Here is a 20,869-nt window from a genome sequence, read left to right as displayed (position 1 = left end):
TCAAGGTGCCAAGTATACAGACTCAACGAATGGATCTTTGCGCGGGATCAATATTGACGCGTGAGGTCAGTGCCCCGCCGTTTTCGAGAACAGTTGAATCACCACCACGCCCAACACAATCAAGCCCATCCCCAGCATTGCCGGCAGATCGAGCTTCTGCCCATAGATGAACAGCGCCGCGACGCTGACCATCACGATGCCCATCCCTGCCCACACGGCATACGCCACGCCGACCGGCACTGTACGCACCACCAGGGTCAGCATCCAGAACGCCACGCCGTAGCCGACGATCACCAGCAGCAGTGGGATCGGTGTGCTCCAGCCTTTGATGGCTTTCATGGAAACGGTGGCGATGACTTCCGAGCAGATGGCGATGGCCAGGTAGTAGTAGGCAGGGGTCATGGTGCGGTCCTCGGTGTGTAGCGCGCTGGATAAGGTCGGCATTCTAGAGGCTCGTCAGATGGGGTAAAGTCATTACCTATCCGAATTAAAGATGGGTTGTGCCATGAATGTGCAGTGGAACCTGGAACAGATGCGCCTGTTCGTCAGCGTCGCCGAGCAGCGTTCTTTTTCGGCGGTGGCGCGCCAGCAGCGCAAGGCTCAGTCGGCGGTCAGCAACGGGATCGCCTTGCTGGAAGCGGACCTGGGCGTCAGCCTGTTCGAACGAAGCAGCGGCCGCCAGCCGCGCTTGACCGAAGCCGGCACGGTGCTGCTCGAAGAGGCTCGGGAAGTGCTGCGCCAGTGCGAACGCCTCAATGGCCGCGCATTGTCGTTGGTGCGCGGCGAAGAAGCCTGCCTGCGCCTGGCCCAGGATGAAGCGATGCTGTACCAGCCGGTCCTCGACAGTCTCGACGCCCTGGCCGGCCAGTTTCCCAACCTTGAGGTGCAGCTTTCCAGCGCGGCCCAGGGCGATGTCGCACGCAAACTGGTGGAGCGCAGAGCCGACCTGGGCATGTTGTTCTATCACGATCAAATCCCCGAAGCGCTGGAGCGGCGGGTCGTCGGCAGTGTGGAAATGGTCACGGTGTGCGGGCGCCGCCATCCGCTGGCGGCGCAGCAAACCGTGGACTGCCAGGGGTTGGCGCAGTATCGCCAGTTGCTGATGTCGACCCAGACCAGCGTCTACCCCGGCAGCGAGGCCGCCAGCCCGCAGGTGTGGCGCGCCGACAGCTTCTACGTGCTGGCCGAATGGCTTATCCGTGGCCTGGGTTGGGCCTGGTTGCCCCGGCATGTGGTGCAATACCCCGCGTACCAGAACCAAATGGTCGAACTCGACAGCGAATGGACCCCGCCGGCGCTTGTGGTCGAGCTGGTGTGGCGCCGCGATGAACCCCTGGGCCCTGCCGCGCGCTTTCTCGCCGAACGTTTTGCCGAGTGCTTGCAGGCGATCGATTGAAAAAGCCGATAAACTCCGCCGCCATGAATAGAACTCTCTACAGCTGTCTGTTTTACCTGGCGCTGCCGTTGGTGGCTTTACGTCTATGGCTGCGTGCGCGCAAGGCGCCGGCCTACGCCAAGCGCGTGGGCGAGCGCTTTTCCTACGGCTTGCCGCGGATGCAACCGGGCGGGATCTGGGTGCATGCGGTGTCGGTGGGCGAAAGCATCGCCGCCGCGCCGATGATCCGTGGCCTGCTGGAGCGTTATCCGCAGTTGCCGATGACGGTCACCTGCATGACACCCACCGGCTCCGAGCGTATCCAGGCATTGTTCGCCGATGAACCGCGCGTCCAGCATTGCTACTTGCCCTATGACTTGCCCTGCGCGGCCAAGCGTTTTCTCGACCGTGTCCAGCCCAAACTGGCCGTGATCATGGAGACCGAACTGTGGCCCAACCACATCCACGCCTGCGCCCAGCGCGGGATTCCGGTGGCGCTGGCCAATGCACGCTTGTCGGCGCGTTCGGCCAAGGGCTACGCACGTTTTGCCAAACTGACGGCGCCGATGCTGGCAGAAATGAGTCTGATCGCCGTGCAGACCGAGACTGAGGCCGAGCGTTTCCGCAGCCTGGGTGCGCGTGCGGACACGGTGCAAGTGACCGGCTCGATCAAGTTCGACCTGACCATCGACCCGCAACTGCTGGCGCGCGCGGCCGCGTTGCGCGAACAGTGGGGCGCCGGCGAGCGTCCGGTGTGGATCGCGGCGAGTACCCACGAGGGCGAAGATGAGGTGGTGCTGGCGGCCCATCGTCAACTGCTCGCCAGCTATCCCAATGCGCTGCTGATTCTGGTGCCGCGCCATCAGGAACGCTTCGGCCCGATGTTTGAGCTGTGCCAGCGACAAGGGTTCGCCACAGTGCGTCGCTCCAGCGGCGAGCCGGTCACCGCGCACACCGCCGTGTTGCTCGGCGACACCATGGGCGAGTTGCTGTTTTTGTATGCCTTGGCCGACAGCGCGTTGGTGGGTGGCAGCCTGGTCGCGACCGGCGGGCACAACCCGCTGGAACCGGCGGCGTTGGGCAAGCCCGTGATCATGGGGCCGCACCGGTTCAACTTCCTCGAAATCAGCGCAATGCTGCGCGACGCCGGGGCGTTGCGTGAGGTGGATGATGCCGAAGGTTTGGCCGAGGCCGTGCGGCAGCTGTTCGAGCTACCGCAGGATGCCCAGCGGATGGCGCAGGCGGGGCTTAAGGTGATGCAGGCCAACCAGGGCGCTTTGAAGCGATTGTTGGATGGCCTTGATCGCCTGATAACTCACTGACGCAATGCCGATCCAAATGTGGGAGGGAGCAAGCCCCTTCCCACATTGGTTCTGTGGTGCGATCAATAACCCGGGCGGGTCTTGAGCTGCTCGGCGGCGGCCTTGGCCAGGTCCGGCGGCAGGAAGTCGCGGTCCGGGTTGTAGTCGGCCTTGAGATAGCGCGTCAGGTCTTGCAGGTCCCCAGGGTTCAACGTGCCGGCTGCCTGCTTCAAGCGCAGGTTGTCGAGGATGTAGTCGTAGCGGCTGTTGTTGTAGTTGCGCACCGACGCATAGAGCTGGCGCTGGGCGTCGAGCACGTCGACGATATTGCGCGTACCCACCTGATAACCGATTTCCGTGGCTTCCACCGCGCTCTGGTTGGAGATGATCGACTGGCGGCGTGCCTGCACCTGCTCCACGTCGGTGTTGACCGCGCGATGCAGGTTGCGTGTGTTTTCCACCACCTGGCGGCGCAGGCTTTCGCGTTGCTGCTCGGTCTGGCCCAGGCGCGAGTACGATTCGCGCACTTGCGAGCTGGTCAGGCCACCGCTGTACAGCGGGATATTCAGGCGCAGGCCAATAGTGCGTTGCGAGACATCGCCGCCATAAGGCGTGCCGAAGGCATTCGGGTTACTGAAGCCGAGCGCGTCGTTATCGCCCTTTTCATACTGCGCCACGGCGTCCAGGGTCGGCGCATGCCCGGCCTTGCGCTGCTTGAGGGTTTCCTCGGCGGCGGTGACGGCGTAGTTGCTGGCGAGCAGGTTCAGGTTCTGGCGGCCGGCGGTTTCGACCCAGGCCTTGGCGTCGTTCGGCAGCGGCGGCAGCACCGGCAGTGTATGCACAATGCCCTGGATCGAATTGTATTGACGGTTGGTCAGCGCGATCAGTGCTTCGAACGCGTCGTCCACCTGGCGTTGCGCGACGATCCGGTTGGCCCGCGCGGTGTCGTAGCTGGCCTGGGATTGCAGCACATCGGTCTTGTCCGACAGGCCCACGTCGAAGCGTTCGTTGGACTGGTCCAGTTGGCGCTTGAAGGCGTTTTCTTCGGCCTTGGTGGAGGCCAGGTTGTCCTGGGCGCGCAGCACGGCGAAGTAGTTCTCGGCGCTTTGCAGGATCAGGTTCTGTTCGGTGGCTGAAAGTTGCAGCGCAGCCTGTTCGTTGACGGCTTCGGCGGCTTGCAGCTGGAACCAGCGGTCGGCGCGGAACAGCGGCTGGCTCAAGGTCGCACGCCAGGAATGCGCGTCGCGGTTGGCGGTGGCGGCCGGGGTGTCGATCTGGGTGCGCGAATTGTTGATATCGGCACCGGCCGACAGGTTGGGCAGCAAGCCGGCGCGGGCCTGGGGCACCACTTCTTTCTGCGCACCGTACTGGGCGCGGGCGGCGGCCAGGTCGGCGTTGTTGTCCACCGCTTCCTGGTAGACGCTGACCAGGTCGGTTCGGGCGGACAAGGGCGCTTCAGCTGCCCAGACCATTCCGTTGGTCGCACAAGACACGGCGAGAGCCAGTGAGAGTTTGCGCAGCATGAATTGATCCCTAGGTTTAATATTACGATGATAATTTAACGCCCAAGGCTACGGTTGGCCATTCCTGGCGTCAAGCGTCGGGGCAGTCACCGAGTGTAGTGGTGGTTACACGGCGCAACAATCCTGCAATTGCGCCATTCATCACGCTGAATGCTCCGTTATTGGCAATTTGCCCTCACCCTGTCTAGACTGGCCGGGTTCTTGTCGGGGTGCCTTGTTGGAAGGCTGAGATCGGTAAATACCGGATCCCGTTGAACCTGATCAGGTTAACGCCTGCGTAGGGAACAAGATTTCTCGTCACCCGGCGAGTCCTCTTGTGCTTTGTCCGGGATGTTGTTCGACCTTCGAACAACCCTCGAGTACCCAGCACAGCACTGCTTCCAGTGCGTCCATCCGCCACAGGTTCGCTCCGACAAAAATCCACCGCCTGGATAGTTGGAGAGCCCGTGATGAGTACAACACCAAAAAATACCGTGCATTTGAGTGAATCGGCCAAGGTCGACTCCGGCTCCGTGCAACCGTTTACCCGCTCGCAGAAAATCTACGTGCAAGGCACTCGTCCGGACATCCGCGTGCCGATGCGTGAAATCAGCCTCGACGTCACCCCCACCGATTTCGGCGGTGAGATCAACGCCCCCGTGGTGGTCTACGACACCTCCGGCCCCTACACCGACCCCAACGTCATCATCGATGTGCGCAAGGGCCTGGGCGATGTGCGCTCGCCGTGGATCGAGTCGCGTGGCGACACCGAACGCCTGTCGGGCCTGAGCTCGCACTTCGGCCAGCAACGCCTGACCGATGCCGAACTGACTGCGCTGCGCTTCGCCCATGTGAAGAACCCGCGCCGCGCCAAGGCCGGTGCCAACGTCACGCAGATGCACTATGCGCGCAAAGGCATCATCACCGCCGAGATGGAATACGTCGCCATCCGCGAAAACATGAAGCTCGAAGAAGCCCGCGCCAGCGGCCTGCTCGACCAGCAACACGCCGGCTACAGCTTCGGCGCCAGCGTGCCGAAGATCATCACCCCGGAATTCGTGCGCGAAGAAATCGCCCGCGGCCGCGCGATCATCCCGGCCAACATCAACCACACCGAACTGGAACCGATGATCATCGGCCGTAACTTCCTGGTGAAGATCAACGGCAACATCGGCAACAGCGCCCTGGGTTCGTCCATCGAAGAAGAAGTGGCGAAACTGACCTGGGGCATTCGCTGGGGCTCGGACACGGTGATGGACCTGTCCACCGGCAAACACATCCACGAAACCCGCGAGTGGATCATCCGCAACTCGCCGGTGCCGATCGGTACGGTGCCGATCTACCAGGCCCTGGAGAAAGTCGGCGGCGCCGCTGAAGACCTGACCTGGGAGCTGTTCCGCGACACCCTGATCGAACAGGCCGAGCAGGGCGTCGACTACTTCACCATCCACGCCGGCGTGCTGCTGCGCTACGTGCCGCTGACCGCCAAGCGCGTTACCGGCATCGTCTCCCGCGGCGGCTCGATCATGGCCAAGTGGTGCCTGGCGCACCACAAAGAGAACTTCACCTACACGCATTTCGACGAAATCTGCGAAATCATGAAGGCCTATGACGTCAGCTTCTCCTTAGGCGACGGTTTGCGCCCGGGTTCGATCGCCGACGCCAACGACGCCGCGCAATTCGGCGAGCTGGAAACCCTCGGCGAGCTGACCAAGATCGCCTGGAAGCACGACGTGCAAACCATGATCGAAGGCCCCGGCCACGTGCCGATGCAGCTGATCAAGGAGAACATGGACAAGCAGCTCGAATGCTGCGACGAGGCGCCGTTCTACACCCTCGGCCCGCTGACCACCGACATCGCGCCGGGCTACGACCACATCACCTCCGGCATCGGTGCGGCGATGATCGGTTGGTTCGGTTGCGCCATGCTCTGCTACGTCACACCCAAGGAACACCTGGGCCTGCCGAACAAGGATGACGTGAAGACCGGGATCATCACTTACAAGATCGCCGCCCATGCAGCCGATCTCGCGAAAGGTCATCCGGGCGCGCAGATCCGCGATAACGCACTGAGCAAGGCACGCTTCGAGTTCCGTTGGGAAGACCAGTTCAACCTCGGCCTCGACCCGGACACCGCGCGTTCGTATCACGACGAAACGCTGCCGAAGGACTCGGCCAAGGTCGCGCATTTCTGCTCGATGTGCGGACCGAAGTTCTGCTCGATGAAAATCACCCAGGAAGTGCGTGAGTACGCGGCCAACCAGCGCATCGATGCGGTGGATGTGGAGGTGGCCAAGGGCTTGGCCGAGCAGGCGGAGCGGTTCAAGCAGGAAGGCAGCCAGCTCTACAAGAAGGTCTGACCCGAGGTTGTAGGCGCTTTCAAGGGCCTTATCGGGGGCCAGCCCCCTCCCACATTTTGAATTGTGAACACATTCAAGTGTGGGAGGGGGCTTGCCCCCGATAACAATCTTTCAAACAACAAATGCCCCTCAGAGATTCCATCCTTGAGCATTCAACCCAGCACCTATTCCCCTGACATCGCAGTGCCGACGAACAAACGCGTCTTCGGCGCCCGCGACCTCTTCTCCCTGTGGTTCTCCCTCGGCATCGGCCTGATGGTCCTGCAAACCGGCGCGCTGCTCGCGCCCGGCCTGGGCCTGGCCGGTGGGTTGCTGGCGATTTTCCTCGGCACCCTGGTCGGCGTGCTGCTGCTCGCCGCTGTCGGCGTGATCGGCAGCGACACCGGGCTGTCCGCCATGGCCGCGCTCAAGCTCAGCCTCGGCGCCAAAGGCGCGAGCCTGCCGGCATTGTTGAACCTGCTGCAACTGATCGGTTGGGGCGCGTTTGAAATCATCGTCATGCGCGATGCCGCCAGCCTGTTGGGCGCGCGGGCCTTCAGCGACGCCAGCCTGTTGGCCAGCCCGATGCTGTGGACCCTGTTTTTCGGTGGCCTGGCGACCTTGCTGGCGGTCAGCGGCCCGCTGACGTTCGTGCGCCAGATCCTGCGTAAATGGGGCATCTGGCTGCTGCTCGCGGCCTGCCTGTGGCTGACCTGGAACCTGTTCGCCAAAGCCGATCTCGCCACGCTATGGGCCCAGGCCGGTGACGGTTCGATGCCCTTCGCGGTGGGGTTTGACATCGCCATTGCCATGCCGCTGTCGTGGTTGCCGCTGATCGCCGATTATTCGCGCTTCGGCAAACGTGCGAAAAGCGTGTTCGGCGGCACGGCGCTGGGCTTTTTTATCGGTAATTTCTGGTTGATGAGCCTGGGCGTGGCCTACACCCTGGCGTTTGCGCCGAGCGGTGAAGTCAACGCGCTGTTGCTGGCGCTGGCCGGCGCGGGGCTGGGGATTCCGTTGTTGCTGATCCTGTTGGATGAGTCGGAAAACGCGTTTGCCGATATTCACTCGGCGGCCGTCTCCAGCGGGATTCTGTTGCGCCTGAAGGTCGAGCACCTGGCCTTGGCCATCGGTGTGCTCTGCACGTTGATCGCCTGCTTTGCTCCGTTGGCGCAGTACCAGAACTTTCTGCTGTTGATCGGTTCGGTATTCGCGCCGCTGTTTGGCGTGGTGCTGGTCGATCATTTCATCCTGCGCCGCCGCGGCCAGGGCGCGCTTGCCACGCTACGCTGGACGGCGCTGCTGGCCTGGCTGGGCGGCATCGGCACCTATCACTTGCTGGCCAACCTGTATCCGGATATCGGCGCGACCCTGCCGGCACTGGCGCTGGCAGGGCTGTTGCAGTTCATCCTCGGGCGCGCCTTCAGCGGCGCGCGGGCACCAGCTCAGGCTTGATGATGCCTTCCAGGCGCGAGTAAGGAATCTGCAACTCGATGTGGCCCAGGGCATACGGCGCGATCGTGGTGGTGGGGTACTTGAGGGTCACGCTGCCGGAGGTCAGCGCCACGTTCGGGGTTTTCTGGAACGGGTAGCGCTTGACGAACTCCGGCTCCAGGCTCAGGCGGGTGCTGATCAGCCAGCTGTTGTGCGCCACCTGGGCGGCCTTCCAGAACGCTTCTTCCTTGCCGGGCAGCAGCATGTCGCTCAGCGACAGGGCTTTTTGCTGCGGGCGCGAATAGTTGATGAAGGCGCGGCCCGGTTCGCCGTGGGTGGCGCCCTGGTCCAGGTAGCTGGACAGCTCGATGATCACCAAGCCGTCATGCTGTTCGCGTACCTTGGCCTGCAAGTACATGCTGTTGCGTGGCGCGGCGGTGCTCAGGAACTGCTCGCGGTACGTCGCCAGGCTCGACGGCAACGGGTCGCTCGACCGGGTGCGGGTCATTTCCAGCAGGCGTTGTTCGATCAGTGCGTCGAGCTTGGGCTCCTTGGCAAAATGCACGGTGTCGATATTCACCAGCGGGCAATCGGCGTTGGCGCAGTCCGGCTTGCTTTGCTCGCTGGCGTCGCGGGTGGCTTCCAGCGGGGTGCTGTAGTTCGGTTGGAACAGGCTCTGGCAGGCGCCGAGCGTCAAGGCGATACACGCCACGGAGGCGATTTTTAAAAGTGACATGTAGGGTCTTCGTCCGTCGATAAGAGCGAAATTCGTGGAGCTTCGACTACCGGCATGGCAGTCAGTTCGCCACTAAGCTCATTAGAGTGAGTTTGACGCCCGCCGTCTATCCCGGCAACCGTAAAGGGGCTGCGCCAACGGGCAGGAGCGCGTTAGGATGGCGCCAATTGCACGGGCATAACGAGGAAGGATATGACGGACATCGCGAAATCGACGCCGAGCACGATCGAGATTGTTCAGCGCGACAATGCCTATCAGGGTTTCTACAAGCTCGATCGCGTGCAACTGCGCCACGAAAAATTCGACGGCGGCATGAGCCGAGTGATCAACCGCGAGGTCTTCGTGCGGCATGACGCCGTGTGCGTGCTGCCCTACGACCCGCAGCGCGATGAAGTGGTGCTGATCGAGCAGTTTCGCGTCGGCGCCATGGGCCGCGCCGCCAACCCGTGGCTGGTGGAAATGGTCGCCGGCCTGATCGACAAGGACGAACAACCGGAGGAGGTTGCACACCGCGAAGCCGAGGAGGAAGCTGGACTGACATTCTCCGCACTGTGGCCGATCACCCAATATTTCCCTTCGCCCGGCGGCAGTACCGAATTCGTCCACTTGTACCTGGGCCGTTGCGACAGTTCGGGCGCCGGTGGCGTTCATGGACTGGAAGAAGAGGCAGAAGATATCCGCGTCAGCACCTGGGCTTTCGAAGATGCCTTGCAAGCGGTGCGTGATGGTCGGATATCCAATGCGCCCAGCATTATTGCCTTGCAATGGCTAGCGCTCAATCGCGCGGAAGTGAGGGGGTTATGGCAGTAAAGGCACGGGAACGATACCGGGTTGACCTGATCGGGCTGCAAGCCGCCTGCGAGGCCAACTATGCGCGGCTGATGCGCCTGCTGCCGGACATGCGCCACACGCCCGAGGCACGGCGCATCGCCGTGACCCATGGCGACCAGATGCTCGGCGTGCTGACCCTGGAAGTCATCGTCAATTGCCCGTACACCACCACCCTGCGCGTGCGCCAGGAGCACAGCCTGCCATGGCTGCCGGTGCCGCAACTGGAAGTGCAGGTGTACCACGATGCGCGAATGGCCGAAGTCATCAGCGCCGAACATGCGCGACGCTTTCGCAGCATCTATCCTTACCCCAATGTGTTCATGCACCAGCCCGATGAGAAAGCACAGCTCAATGTGTTCCTCGGTGAATGGTTGAGTCACTGCCTGGCCCTGGGCCACGAGTTCGAAGTCGTGCGGTAGATGTGAACTGCATCTGCTTCCCTGGGTTTCCTCTTTGTGTCCTGCCCCAGCATAATCGCGCCATACGTCCATTCCTGTGATTGCCTTGGGAGAGCACCTTGCCCCGCGTACCCACCGTGACCCCCGATGCACCGGCATTGCTGGTGCAACTGTCCGACAGCCATCTGTTTGCCGAGGCCGACGCCACGCTGGTGGGCATGAACACCCGTGAGAGCTTGCAACGGGTGATCGGCCTGGTGCGCGAGCAGCAGCCCCGGATCGACTTGCTGCTGGCCACGGGGGACTTGTCCCAGGACGGTACGCTGGCGTCCTATCAGCACTTCCGGGAGATGACCGCGCCCTTTGGCGTGCCGGCGCGCTGGATTCCCGGCAACCACGATGAGCCGCAGATCATGGCCCACGCCGCCCTGCACAGCGACCTGCTGGAGCCGGTGGTCGACGTCGGCAATTGGCGCATTACCCTGCTCGACTCCGCCGTACCCGGTTCGGTGCCGGGTTATCTGCAGGACAGCCAGCTGCAACTGCTGGCCCAAGCCTTGAGCGAAGCGCCGCACCGCCATCATCTGGTGTGTTTCCACCATCATCCGGTGCCCGTCGGCTGTGCGTGGATGGAACCCATCGGCCTGCGCAACCCCGAGGCACTGTTTGCCGTGCTGGACCGTTTCCCTCAGGTCCGGGCCTTGCTCTGGGGGCATGTACACCAGGAGATCGACCGCGAGCGCAACGGCGTGCGCCTGCTGGCGTCGCCGTCCACCTGCATCCAGTTCACGCCGGGCAGCGAGGACTTCAACGTCAGCACCGAGGCGCCGGGCTATCGCTGGCTGCGTCTGCATGCCGACGGGCGGTTGGAGACCGGGGTGGAGCGGGTCAAAGGCTTTGCCTTTACCGTGGATTACGCCAGCAACGGCTACTGAAGGTGGGAGGGGAAGACAGGGGACTCACCACTCCGATCCCTGTAAACTGCGCCTTTTTTGGCGCAAGCACGGAGAGCCCGGCATGTCCGCTTCGATCCTGTATATCCACGGTTTCAACAGCGCGCCTGCGTCGAACAAGGCCAGCCAGTTGATCCGCGTGATGGACACCCTCGGCTTGGCCGAACAACTGCGCGTGCCGGCCCTGCATCATCACCCTCGCCAGGCGATTCCTCAATTGGAGGCGGCCATCGCAGAACTGGGGCGGCCGCTGCTGGTCGGCAGCTCGCTCGGCGGCTACTATGCAACCTGTCTTGCCGAGCGCCATGGCCTCAAGGCGCTGCTGGTCAACCCGGCGGTCAGCCCCCATCGGATGTTCGACGGTTACCTGGGCACCCAGAAGAATCTCTATACCGATGAAACCTGGGAACTGACCCACGATCACGTCACGGCGCTGGCCGAGCTGGAAGTCCCGGCGCCCCAGGATGCCGCGCGTTATCAGGTGTGGTTGCAGACCGGGGACGAAACCCTGGATTATCGCCTCGCCCAGCAGTATTACCGGGCCTGTGCCTTGCGCATCCAGGCCGGTGGCGACCACGGTTACCAGGGGTTTGCCCGGCAGTTGCCGGCGTTGTTGAGCTTTGCCGGCATTGGCGCGGATCAGTATCAATCCTTCGATTTCTCGGCACTGTAATTGCCTTGGAAACCGCAGGTCACTTTTTAATCGAACGACTCACGACGAGACCCCATGGCCACTCCCAGCGCTAGCTCTTATAACGCCGACGCCATCGAAGTCCTCTCGGGCCTCGACCCGGTGCGCAAACGCCCCGGCATGTACACCGACACCAGTCGGCCGAACCACCTTGCCCAGGAAGTCATCGACAACAGCGTCGACGAAGCCTTGGCCGGGCACGCCAAGTCGGTGCATGTCATTCTCCACGCTGACCACTCCCTGGAAGTGTCCGACGACGGTCGCGGCATGCCGGTGGACATTCACCCGGAAGAGGGGGTGTCGGGCGTCGAGTTGATCCTCACCAAGCTGCACGCCGGCGGCAAGTTCTCCAACAAGAACTACCAGTTCTCCGGCGGCTTGCACGGTGTCGGTATTTCCGTGGTCAACGCCCTGTCGACGTTGGTGCGGGTGCGGGTCAAGCGCGACGGCAACGAATACGAGATGACCTTCGCCGATGGCTACAAAGCCACCGACCTGCAGGTGATCGGCACCGTTGGCAAGCGCAACACCGGCACCAGCGTGTACTTCGCCCCGGACCCGAAATACTTCGATTCGCCGAAATTCTCCGTCAGCCGCCTCAAGCATGTGCTCAAGGCCAAGGCCGTGTTGTGCCCGGGCCTGCTGGTCACCTTTGAAGACAAAGGCAGCGGCGAAAAGGTCGAGTGGCACTACGAAGACGGCCTGCGCTCCTACCTGGAAGACGCCGTCAGCGATTTCGAACGCCTGCCCAACGAGCCGTTCTGCGGCAGCCTGGCCGGGAACAAAGAAGCCGTCGACTGGGCGCTGCTGTGGCTGCCCGAAGGCGGCGACAGCGTGCAGGAAAGCTACGTCAACCTGATTCCCACCGCCCAGGGCGGCACCCACGTCAACGGCTTGCGCCAGGGCCTGCTCGACGCCATGCGCGAGTTCTGCGAATACCGCAGCCTGCTGCCGCGCGGCGTGAAGCTGGCGCCGGAAGACGTGTGGGAGCGCATCGCGTTCGTGCTGTCGATGAAAATGCAGGAGCCGCAATTCTCCGGCCAGACCAAAGAGCGTTTGTCGTCCCGCGAGGCGGCGGCGTTTGTCTCCGGTGTGGTCAAGGATGCGTTCAGCCTGTGGCTCAACGAGCACCCTGAGTTGGGCCTGGCCCTGGCGGAACTGGCGATCAACAATGCCGGCCGTCGTCTCAAGGCCAGCAAGAAGGTCGAGCGCAAACGCATCACGGCGGGCCCGGCACTGCCGGGCAAGCTGGCCGATTGCGCCGGGCAGGACCCGATGCGCTCCGAGCTGTTCCTGGTGGAAGGTGACTCCGCCGGCGGTTCCGCCAAGCAAGCGCGGGACAAGGAATTCCAGGCGATCCTGCCGTTGCGCGGCAAGATCCTCAACACCTGGGAAGTCGACGGCAGCGAAGTCCTGGCCAGCCAGGAAGTGCACAACATCGCCGTGGCCATCGGCGTCGACCCCGGCGCGGCGGACATGAGCCAGTTGCGCTACGGCAAGATCTGCATCCTCGCCGACGCCGACTCCGACGGTCTGCACATCGCCACCTTGCTGTGCGCGCTGTTCGTGCAGCACTTCCGCCCGTTGGTGGACGCCGGTCACGTCTACGTCGCGATGCCACCGCTGTACCGTATCGACCTGGGCAAGGAGATTTTCTACGCCCTCGACGAAGGCGAGCGCGATGGCATCCTCGACCGCCTGATCGCCGAGAAGAAACGCGGCAAGCCGCAGGTCACGCGATTCAAAGGCCTGGGTGAGATGAACCCGCCGCAACTGCGCGAAACCACCATGGACCCGAACACGCGGCGCCTGGTGCAGTTGACCCTGGACGATTTCGCCGCCACCTCGGAAATGATGGACATGCTGCTGGCGAAGAAACGCGCGCCGGACCGCAAGTCCTGGCTGGAGTCCAAGGGCAACCTCGCCGAGGTCCTGGGCTGATGCGTACAGGTTTCGCCCTGGCGATCCTGATGTTGAGCGGGTTGGCGGCCACCCAGGCGGTCGCCGCGCCCGTGGCTGAGCTCAAGCTGGTGTCCGAACATCCGGTGGACGGCATGCGCGGCGGTAACCTGTCGGGCCTGGCTTTGTGTGGCAACGCGTTGTGGACGGTTTCCGACCGCGACGACGACCAGATCTACCGCCTGGATATCAGCGCGCCGACCTGGCAGGCCGAAACGGTCAAGCTCGACGTGCCGCCCGTGCCTGACTCCGGCCTGCCCTGGGGGCTGCGTTCGCGCACCAAGGCGGCGTCGCTGATTCGCGGCGGCGACCTGGATTTTGAAGGCATCAGTTGCGATGCCGCGGGTAACCGCTACGTGGTCAGCGAAGCCCATGCGGCGGTGCTGAAAGTGCCGGCGAGCGGTGCGCCCGAGTGGTTGAAGATCGCCCCCGGCATGGTGCGTGAAGCCCGCGCCAGCGGCATGTTGCTGCATTTCAATGCGTTGTTCGAAGGCCTCGCGGTGAACCCCGAGGGCAATCAGATCTGGCTGGCGGCGGAGCGTGAGCGGCGCGGGCTGATTTCCATCAAGCGCCAGCAAAGCGTGTGGGATTGCGCGGGCGCGTGCGTGCTGTTGAGCGAGGCCGGCGAGGAAGTGCAGCCGGCGCAGTTCCCCAACGCCAAGGCGGTGTCCAAGGACTTTTCCGACCTGGCGCTGTTCAACGGTAAGTTGTTTACCCTGGAGCGCAATGCGTTCCAGATTTGTCGGCGCGATGCGGTCACGGCCAAGGTCGAGCTGTGCTGGTCGTTCGCCGACGAGACCCTGACGCCCGAACGGCGCTACGCCCAGCCTTATGGCCTGGCCGAAGCCCTGGTGCTGGATGCAGACGGTGCCTGGTTGGGCATCGATAGTAATTTCGGCGCCCGCGCCGATGGCGAAAAACGCCCGGTGGTCTATCGTTTCGCCGCCCCCGCCGGTGGCTGGAGCGCCCAGCCATGAGCCACCCCTGTTTTGAATTGACCCGGCGCCGCGGCATTTCCGCTGCGCCTTACCAAACAATGATGAGGCCCGCATGAGTGACATCCTCGCAGACAGCTTAGACGGCGTAGAACGCCGGTCGCTGGCTGACTTCACCGAAAATGCCTACCTCAACTACTCCATGTACGTGATCATGGACCGTGCCTTGCCGCATATCGGCGACGGCCTGAAGCCCGTACAACGGCGCATCATCTACGCCATGAGTGAGTTGGGCCTGGACGCTGATTCCAAGCACAAGAAGTCGGCGCGTACCGTCGGTGACGTGCTCGGTAAGTTCCACCCCCACGGCGACTCGGCCTGCTATGAAGCCATGGTGCTGATGGCCCAGCCGTTCAGCTACCGCTACACGCTGGTGGATGGCCAGGGGAACTGGGGTGCGCCGGATGATCCCAAGTCTTTCGCGGCCATGCGTTACACCGAGGCGCGCCTGTCGCGTTATTCGGAAGTGCTGCTCAGCGAACTGGGCCAGGGCACCGCGAACTGGGGCCCGAACTTCGACGGCACCCTCGACGAGCCCCTGGTGTTGCCGGCACGTTTGCCGAACATCCTGCTCAATGGCACCACCGGCATCGCCGTCGGCATGGCCACCGACGTACCGCCGCACAACCTGCGGGAAGTCGCCACGGCCTGCGTGCGCTTGCTCGATGAACCCAAAGCCACGGTCGAGCAGCTCTGCGAGCACATCCAGGGCCCGGATTACCCGACCGAAGCGGAAATCATCACGCCGCGTGCCGACCTGCTGAAAATGTACGAAACCGGCAAGGGCTCGGTGCGTATGCGCGCCGTGTACCACGTCGAAGACGGCGACATCATCGTCACCGCGTTGCCGCATCAGGTGTCCGGCGCCAAGGTGCTGGAACAGATCGCCGCGCTGATGCAGGCCAAACCGTCGAAATTGCCGCAGGTCGCTGACCTGCGCGACGAGTCCGACCACGAAAACCCGTGCCGCATCGTGATTATTCCGACCAACAGCCGGGTCGACCATGAAGTGCTGATGCAGCATCTGTTCGCCAGCACGGACTTGGAGTCCAGCTACCGGGTCAACATCAACATCATCGGCCTGGACGGCAAGCCGCAGCTGAAGAACCTGCGCAATCTGCTGGTGGAGTGGCTGGAGTTCCGGGTCCAGACCGTGCGTCGTCGCCTGCAGTTCCGCCTGGACAAGGTCGAGCGCCGCCTGCACCTGTTGGACGGCTTGCTGATTGCCTACCTCAACCTGGATGAAGTGATCCACATCATCCGTACCGCCGAGCACCCGAAAGCCGAGCTGATCGCGCGTTTCGAGCTGAGCGAGATCCAGGCCGACTACATCCTCGACACCCGCTTGCGTCAGTTGGCGCGACTGGAAGAAATGAAGCTGCGCGACGAACAGGACGCGTTGCTCAAGGAGCAAGCCAAGCTGCAAGCCCTGCTGGGCAGCGAAACCAAGCTCAAGAAGCTGGTGCGCAGCGAGCTGATCAAAGACGCCGAGACCTATGGCGACGACCGCCGTTCGCCGATCGTTGAGCGCGCCGAAGCGAAAGCGCTGACAGAAACCGAGCTGCTGCCAAACGAGAAAATTACTGTCGTTCTGTCGGAAAAGGGTTGGGTCCGTTCCGCCAAGGGGCATGATATCGATGCGACCGGCTTGTCGTACAAGGCTGGCGACGGCTTCAAGACCGCCGCCGCCGGGCGGTCCAACCAGTTTGCGGTGTTTATCGACTCCACCGGGCGCAGTTACTCGGTGCCGGCCCACACCTTGCCGTCTGCGCGCGGGCAGGGCGAGCCGTTGACCGGGCGCCTGACGCCGCCACCGGGGGCGAGTTTCGAATGCGTGCTGCTGCCGGACGACGACTCGCTGTATGTGATCGCCTCCGACGCGGGTTACGGCTTTGTGGTCAAGGGTGAAGACCTGCAGGCCAAGAACAAAGCCGGTAAAGCACTGTTGAGCCTGCCGAATAACGCCAAGGTGATCCTGCCGCGGCCGGTGGACGATCGCGAGGGTAATTGGCTGGCGTCGGTGACCACAGAAGGGCGTTTGCTGGTGTTCAAGATCAGCGACTTGCCGCAGTTGGGCAAAGGCAAAGGCAACAAGATCATTGGTATTCCCGGCGAGCGGGTGGCCAGTCGCGAAGAGTACGTGACAGACATCGCAGTGATCCCGGAAGGTTCTACCCTGGTGCTCCAGGCCGGCAAGCGCACGTTGTCGCTGCGCCCTGACGACCTTGAGCACTACAAGGGCGAGCGTGGCCGACGCGGTAATAAACTGCCTCGTGGCTTCCAGCGCGTGGATGCTTTACTGGTGGAAACGCCGGTTTAGCGCGGATTAGAGCTCTTGATCTACGATTTAACGCGTAGATCGACGCTTTCGCGCTGGAGTCATGGCGCATATTCACGGATGATATGGCCTTTCCAGCGCCGGCGTGGCCGAGCGTGTTTAGGTTATTTTTAGTATTACATTGTGGTTTGCCTTGTGGCAGCCGCCTGGATGGGATGATGACTGCTCCACGCCTTCCTTTTATTTTTATGCTCGCTGGCCTTCTGGGGTTGGCGGGTTGCAGCACGCACCAGCCGGTGTCGCTGTACCAGCTGGACAGCGGAAGTCCCGCTCAGCCAGCTCAATCCGCCGGCATGGCCGTCTTGCTGGGCCCGGTCGTCGTCGCTGACTACCTGCAACGCGAAACATTGCTGCAACGTCAGAACGACGGCAGCCTGCAAGGTTCCACCGATGGTCGTTGGGCGGGCAGTTTGTCGTCCGACATCAATCAACTGATGTTGCGCCAGGTGGCGGGTCAGTTGGACAGTCAGCGTGTGGTCCTGGCGCCTGCGCCCGCCGGTTTTTCCCCGGATGTGCAGGTGTTGCTGACCATTACCCGACTCGACTCCGGCACCTCGCAACCGGCGATCCTCGATGCGCAATGGCGCTTGATCGACCGCCGCGGCCAGGTGCGTGATAGCCGCATCGTGCATCTGCAGGAAGAGCATGCCGGCACCACGGCGTCCCAGGTCCAGGCCCAGGGCGTGCTGTTGCAGCATCTGGCGCAGCAGTTGTCGGTGGCCCTCAAGCCATTGGCCAACCAGCCACCAGTTGCCGAGGCGCCGCGCAAGCAAGCGCCGGTACAGGCCAAACCGGCGGCTCCGGGGAAACCGAAAATGCCGATGGCTACGCCGATCCGCACCGATATGGAAGTGTTCAGGTTCTGATCTGAATGGCTCCAACCCAAAAGGCCCGCTTATTCAGCGGGCCTTTTTGTTTGTGCGCGTTTTACTTGAGGCTTGTGGCGTCCAAATGTGGGAGGGGGCTTGCCCCCGATAGCGATGTGTCAGTTGCCGCCGTTTTGACTGACACGCCGTCATCGGGGGCAAGCCCCCTCCCACATTGGTTCAATGGTGTCCCTAGGGCTTGACGCGGGACTCGTGCATTCGCGCCAATTGCCGCTCCAGCATCGATGGATACGGCTCCATCAAGCGCTCTACGCAACTGGCGCCCTCGGGGCTGGCAATCGGACGGATGCGCGCGCGTTGGCGGATCAGCGTGTCTTCGCTGATCTTGCGCTCCACCAGCAGCAGGTTGCGGCTGTGTTGGGACAAGGCCAGGGCGTCCTGGGCGATTTCGGTCAGCAGCAGGTCGATCTGGGTCATGCCGAACAGGTCGTTGCCAACGGTCAGGCCCAGTTGCAGTTGCAGCGTGATGCCGCTGTCGGCCACTTCGATCTGCAGCTCATGGCCCAGGGCGCGCAGCAGTTCGCCGCAGCAGATGGCGTTGGTCAGGTAGTCTTCGCCGCTGTCTTCGCTGTGGAACAACATCAATGTGCTGCCATCGTTCAGGGTGTGCAGCTCGCTCTGGTAGAGCGAGGCGGCCTGGTCGAGGCAGTCGCGGTAGCGTTCCAGCAATTCCGTCAGGCGGGCGCGGGGCAGGCGGCGCAGTTGGTCCTGGGCGCCCAGTTGCACGGCCAGGACCGCACTGTGTTGGGGTTCGGCGTTCTTTGTCGGCACGGGCTTCGGCGCGATAGCCGGGCTGCTGGCCGAGGTGTCGCGCAGGTCGGCGAACGGGTCTTCGTCGTCCAGCTCGTCTTCTTCGGCCTTGATTACATGGCGTGGCGCAGGCTTCAGGCCCGCGACCGGCGCGCTTTCGTCAAAACCCGGGTCGCGCAGGTTGCGCACTTCAAAGGCAGGTTCGTCGTAATCGCTGTCGTCGAACTCGGGCTCGGGTTCAACCTCGTGTACCACAGGTTCCGGGGCGAAGCTGGCGTGAAGCTGGCGCGCAAGGTCGCCGATCTCGTCCTGACGATCGGTGGCCGGGGTGTGCTCGTCGATATCCCGCAGCCAGATGCGCAGTTGCATCAACGGCGTGGAGATATGCCGCCCCAGACGCAGGCTCAAGGCCAGGGCCAGCGCCAGCAGGATCGCGCTGAGGATGCCCATGCTTTGCAGGCTGATGGTCATCGGCTGCTGGAATTGCTGCATGTCCAGGCTGATGCGCAATTGGCCGGCTTTCACATCCTGAAACGTGATATTGCTCTGGTACAGGCCTTCGGCTTCACCCAGCAGGCCGTTTTTCGGGCGTTGCCCGGCTTCGGCCATGATCCGGTTGTCCACGCTGTAGATGGCGGCGTGGGCCACCAGCGGGTTCTTGGTCAGGTTGTTGAGCAGCACGTTGAGGCTGAGGATGTCGTTGGACACCAGCAGCTCGGTCGCCGAGGTGGCGGTCTGGGTGGTCAAGCTCTCGCCCAGGGCATCGGCTTGTTCGTGCATGGCCTGTTTGAACTGCAAACCCATCACGCAGGCGTAGATCACCAGGGCCAGGGCGACCAGGATCACGTTATGGCTGGCGATGCGTAATGCGATCGGTACACGGCGGTGGCGCAGTGCCCGGAAGATCAGCAGAAAGAAGTTGTCGGTTTTTACTGGCGTGGGCCGGTTCACTTGAGCTCGGCTCTTTAGTCCGTGAAGTTGACGCGCAGTATAGCGACAGGCCCAAGACCGGCAAAGCGCTGGCTGTGCCCGATGGTCACTGAAAGTGGGTAGAATGCGGTTTTTTTCCAGCCTGGGGGTGCGCTTTGCGCGAAATTGTCCTGATTAACATCACGGGGGAAGACCGGCCAGGTCTGACCGCCGCCATTACCGGTGTTCTGGCCCAGGGTGGTGTGAACATTCTCGACATCGGCCAGGCGGTGATCCACGACACCCTGTCCTTCGGGATTCTGGTGGAAATCCCCAGCACCGAGCAGGCGTCGTCTGTCCTCAAGGACATCCTGTTTACCGCGTACAAGCTGGATCAGCAGGTGCGTTTCACCCCGGTGTCCGAAGAGGATTACCGGCATTGGGTGTCCGGCCAGGGCAAAAAACGCCATATCGTGACCTTGCTGACCCGCAAGGTGACGGCCGAGCAGTTGCAGCGCGTCAGCTCGATCACCGCGCAATATGGCTTGAATATCGACCATATCGACCGTCTGTCGGGCCGCATGCCATTGGACACGCCAGATGACCAGGGCAAGGGCTGCATCGAGTTTTCCGTGCGCGGCGAACCGGCCGATCCCCAAGCCTTGCGTGCCGACTTCCTGAGCGTGGCCCAAGAGCTGAATGTCGATATCGCCTTCCAGGAAGATTCGCTGTTCCGCCGCAACCGCCGCCTGGCGGTGTTCGACATGGACTCCACGCTGATCGAAGCCGAAGTCATCGACGAACTGGCCAAGGCTGCCGGTGTGGGTGAGCAAGTCTCCGCGATCACCGAGCGCGCCATGGCCGGCGAGCTGGATTTCCGCGCCAGCTTCAAGGAGCGCCTGGCGTTGCTCAAGGGCCTGGATGTCAGCGTGCTGGATTCGATCGGCGCCTCCCTGCGCCTGACCGAAGGCGCCGAAACCCTGTTCGCCGAACTCAAGCGCCTGGGCTACAAGACTGCGATCCTGTCCGGCGGCTTCAGCTACTTCGCCAAGCAATTGCAGGCCAAGCTGGGCATCGACTATGTGTTCGCCAACGAGCTGGAAGTGGTGGATGGCAAGGTGACCGGCGTGGCCGTGGAGCCGATCGTCGACGCGCAGCGCAAGGCCGACTTGCTGCGGGAATTGGCTCACAAGGAAGGTTTGCGTCTGGAGCAGACCATTGCGGTCGGCGACGGTGCGAACGACTTGCCGATGCTGGCGATTGCCGGGTTGGGCGTGGCGTTCCGCGCCAAGCCGCTGGTCAAGCAATCGGCCAAGCAGGCGATTTCGACCCTTGGGTTGGACGGAGTGCTGTATCTGTTGGGCTTTCGCGACCGCGACGGGCAGCTCTAACTGAAACAATGCGCTTAAAAATGTGGGAGGGGGCTTGCCCCCGATGGCAGTGGTTCAGCTACAAATAAGTGACTGAGCCA

Annotated in this window: 17 protein-coding genes and 1 riboswitch; of the genes, 13 read left to right on the top strand and 4 right to left on the bottom strand. The window is 62.8% G+C overall.

Annotated elements, in window-relative coordinates:
* Window positions 1–66: 66 nt before the first annotated feature.
* Window positions 67–402 carry a DMT family transporter gene (locus tag AC07W0_RS05970; protein WP_026140385.1) on the bottom strand — a complete coding sequence of 112 codons (336 nt, stop codon included), beginning with the start codon at window positions 400–402 and terminating at the stop codon, window positions 67–69.
* Between the two features lie 103 nt (window positions 403–505).
* On the opposite strand from AC07W0_RS05970, the gene AC07W0_RS05965 reads away from it, so the two are divergent.
* A complete protein-coding gene (locus AC07W0_RS05965; protein WP_017849785.1) occupies window positions 506–1,396 on the top strand; it encodes a LysR family transcriptional regulator in 891 nt (296 codons plus the stop codon).
* A gap of 23 nt (window positions 1,397–1,419) precedes the next feature.
* On the top strand, window positions 1,420–2,697 hold the full coding sequence (gene waaA / locus AC07W0_RS05960) for a lipid IV(A) 3-deoxy-D-manno-octulosonic acid transferase (RefSeq protein ID WP_017849784.1): 1,278 nt from the start codon (window positions 1,420–1,422) through the stop codon (window positions 2,695–2,697).
* 62 nt (window positions 2,698–2,759) lie between these two features.
* Here the strand turns inward: waaA and AC07W0_RS05955 are convergent, their stop codons facing one another.
* Window positions 2,760–4,199 (bottom strand): TolC family outer membrane protein, encoded by a 1,440-nt coding sequence (locus tag AC07W0_RS05955; protein WP_102617184.1) that lies wholly within the window; start codon window positions 4,197–4,199, stop codon window positions 2,760–2,762.
* 195 nt (window positions 4,200–4,394) lie between these two features.
* Window positions 4,395–4,500: riboswitch (TPP riboswitch) on the top strand.
* Between the two features lie 148 nt (window positions 4,501–4,648).
* Between AC07W0_RS05955 and thiC the strand changes: the two genes are divergently transcribed.
* Window positions 4,649–6,538, top strand: coding sequence for a phosphomethylpyrimidine synthase ThiC (gene thiC, locus AC07W0_RS05950; protein ID WP_017849782.1), 1,890 nt, complete (start codon window positions 4,649–4,651; stop codon window positions 6,536–6,538).
* Between the two features lie 144 nt (window positions 6,539–6,682).
* Window positions 6,683–7,972 (top strand): putative hydroxymethylpyrimidine transporter CytX, encoded by a 1,290-nt coding sequence (gene cytX, locus AC07W0_RS05945; protein ID WP_102617183.1) that lies wholly within the window; start codon window positions 6,683–6,685, stop codon window positions 7,970–7,972.
* Here cytX and AC07W0_RS05940 read toward each other — a convergent pair.
* On the bottom strand, window positions 7,941–8,687 hold the full coding sequence (locus AC07W0_RS05940; RefSeq protein WP_017849780.1) for an RsiV family protein: 747 nt from the start codon (window positions 8,685–8,687) through the stop codon (window positions 7,941–7,943). The two genes, cytX and AC07W0_RS05940, sit on opposite strands and share 32 nt — an antisense overlap.
* 192 nt (window positions 8,688–8,879) lie before the next feature.
* Here AC07W0_RS05940 and AC07W0_RS05935 point away from each other — a divergent pair, with 192 nt between their 5' ends.
* The 8 genes from AC07W0_RS05935 (at window position 8,880) to AC07W0_RS05900 (ending at window position 17,718) form a co-directional block, all read left to right on the top strand.
* Window positions 8,880–9,497, top strand: coding sequence for an NUDIX domain-containing protein (locus tag AC07W0_RS05935; protein WP_017849779.1), 618 nt, complete (start codon window positions 8,880–8,882; stop codon window positions 9,495–9,497).
* A complete protein-coding gene (locus AC07W0_RS05930) occupies window positions 9,488–9,937 on the top strand; it encodes a DUF1249 domain-containing protein (RefSeq protein WP_003209507.1) in 450 nt (149 codons plus the stop codon). The genes AC07W0_RS05935 and AC07W0_RS05930 overlap by 10 nt, the downstream gene beginning before the upstream one ends.
* A gap of 98 nt (window positions 9,938–10,035) precedes the next feature.
* On the top strand, window positions 10,036–10,851 hold the full coding sequence (gene cpdA, locus AC07W0_RS05925; protein ID WP_102617182.1) for a 3',5'-cyclic-AMP phosphodiesterase: 816 nt from the start codon (window positions 10,036–10,038) through the stop codon (window positions 10,849–10,851).
* 82 nt (window positions 10,852–10,933) lie between these two features.
* Entirely contained in the window at window positions 10,934–11,542 is a 609-nt protein-coding gene (locus AC07W0_RS05920; RefSeq protein WP_046490732.1) for a YqiA/YcfP family alpha/beta fold hydrolase, read from the top strand.
* A gap of 54 nt (window positions 11,543–11,596) precedes the next feature.
* Window positions 11,597–13,501, top strand: coding sequence for a DNA topoisomerase IV subunit B (gene parE / locus AC07W0_RS05915; protein ID WP_046384916.1), 1,905 nt, complete (start codon window positions 11,597–11,599; stop codon window positions 13,499–13,501).
* On the top strand, window positions 13,501–14,496 hold the full coding sequence (locus tag AC07W0_RS05910) for an esterase-like activity of phytase family protein (RefSeq protein WP_102617181.1): 996 nt from the start codon (window positions 13,501–13,503) through the stop codon (window positions 14,494–14,496). The genes parE and AC07W0_RS05910 overlap by 1 nt, the downstream gene beginning before the upstream one ends.
* Before the next feature lie 73 nt (window positions 14,497–14,569).
* Window positions 14,570–16,834 carry a DNA topoisomerase IV subunit A gene (gene parC, locus AC07W0_RS05905; protein ID WP_017849774.1) on the top strand — a complete coding sequence of 755 codons (2,265 nt, stop codon included), beginning with the start codon at window positions 14,570–14,572 and terminating at the stop codon, window positions 16,832–16,834.
* Window positions 16,835–17,007: 173 nt separating this feature from the next.
* Entirely contained in the window at window positions 17,008–17,718 is a 711-nt protein-coding gene (locus AC07W0_RS05900) for a PqiC family protein (protein ID WP_026140384.1), read from the top strand.
* A 192-nt stretch (window positions 17,719–17,910) separates the two neighbouring features.
* On the opposite strand, the gene AC07W0_RS05895 is transcribed toward AC07W0_RS05900, so the two are convergent.
* The gene (locus AC07W0_RS05895; protein ID WP_102617180.1) at window positions 17,911–19,440 is read right to left on the bottom strand and encodes an AhpA/YtjB family protein; all 1,530 of its coding nucleotides are present in this window, start codon (window positions 19,438–19,440) and stop codon (window positions 17,911–17,913) included.
* Between the two features lie 134 nt (window positions 19,441–19,574).
* Here AC07W0_RS05895 and serB point away from each other — a divergent pair, with 134 nt between their 5' ends.
* Window positions 19,575–20,789: a phosphoserine phosphatase SerB gene (gene serB / locus AC07W0_RS05890; RefSeq protein WP_017849771.1), complete on the top strand. Its 1,215-nt coding sequence runs from the start codon at window positions 19,575–19,577 to the stop codon at window positions 20,787–20,789.
* Window positions 20,790–20,869 lie beyond the last annotated feature (80 nt).

It is taken from the genome of Pseudomonas sp. GW704-F2, from assembly GCF_059423025.1.
The sequence above is the reverse complement of the archived record's forward strand: the minus strand, read 5'-3'. Positions and strand labels throughout refer to the sequence as shown.

What these genes read in the sequence shown, in the direction of transcription:
- AC07W0_RS05970 (WP_026140385.1), bottom strand. Translation starts at nt 402, where the DNA reads ATGACCCCTGCCTACTACTACCTGGCCATCGCCATCTGCTCGGAAGTC.
- AC07W0_RS05965 (WP_017849785.1), top strand. Translation starts at nt 506, where the DNA reads ATGAATGTGCAGTGGAACCTGGAACAGATGCGCCTGTTCGTCAGCGTC.
- waaA (WP_017849784.1), top strand. Translation starts at nt 1,420, where the DNA reads ATGAATAGAACTCTCTACAGCTGTCTGTTTTACCTGGCGCTGCCGTTG.
- AC07W0_RS05955 (WP_102617184.1), bottom strand. Translation starts at nt 4,199, where the DNA reads ATGCTGCGCAAACTCTCACTGGCTCTCGCCGTGTCTTGTGCGACCAAC.
- thiC (WP_017849782.1), top strand. Translation starts at nt 4,649, where the DNA reads ATGAGTACAACACCAAAAAATACCGTGCATTTGAGTGAATCGGCCAAG.
- AC07W0_RS05940 (WP_017849780.1), bottom strand. Translation starts at nt 8,687, where the DNA reads ATGTCACTTTTAAAAATCGCCTCCGTGGCGTGTATCGCCTTGACGCTC.
- AC07W0_RS05935 (WP_017849779.1), top strand. Translation starts at nt 8,880, where the DNA reads ATGACGGACATCGCGAAATCGACGCCGAGCACGATCGAGATTGTTCAG.
- AC07W0_RS05930 (WP_003209507.1), top strand. Translation starts at nt 9,488, where the DNA reads ATGGCAGTAAAGGCACGGGAACGATACCGGGTTGACCTGATCGGGCTG.
- AC07W0_RS05920 (WP_046490732.1), top strand. Translation starts at nt 10,934, where the DNA reads ATGTCCGCTTCGATCCTGTATATCCACGGTTTCAACAGCGCGCCTGCG.
- parE (WP_046384916.1), top strand. Translation starts at nt 11,597, where the DNA reads ATGGCCACTCCCAGCGCTAGCTCTTATAACGCCGACGCCATCGAAGTC.
- AC07W0_RS05910 (WP_102617181.1), top strand. Translation starts at nt 13,501, where the DNA reads ATGCGTACAGGTTTCGCCCTGGCGATCCTGATGTTGAGCGGGTTGGCG.
- parC (WP_017849774.1), top strand. Translation starts at nt 14,570, where the DNA reads ATGAGTGACATCCTCGCAGACAGCTTAGACGGCGTAGAACGCCGGTCG.
- AC07W0_RS05900 (WP_026140384.1), top strand. Translation starts at nt 17,008, where the DNA reads ATGATGACTGCTCCACGCCTTCCTTTTATTTTTATGCTCGCTGGCCTT.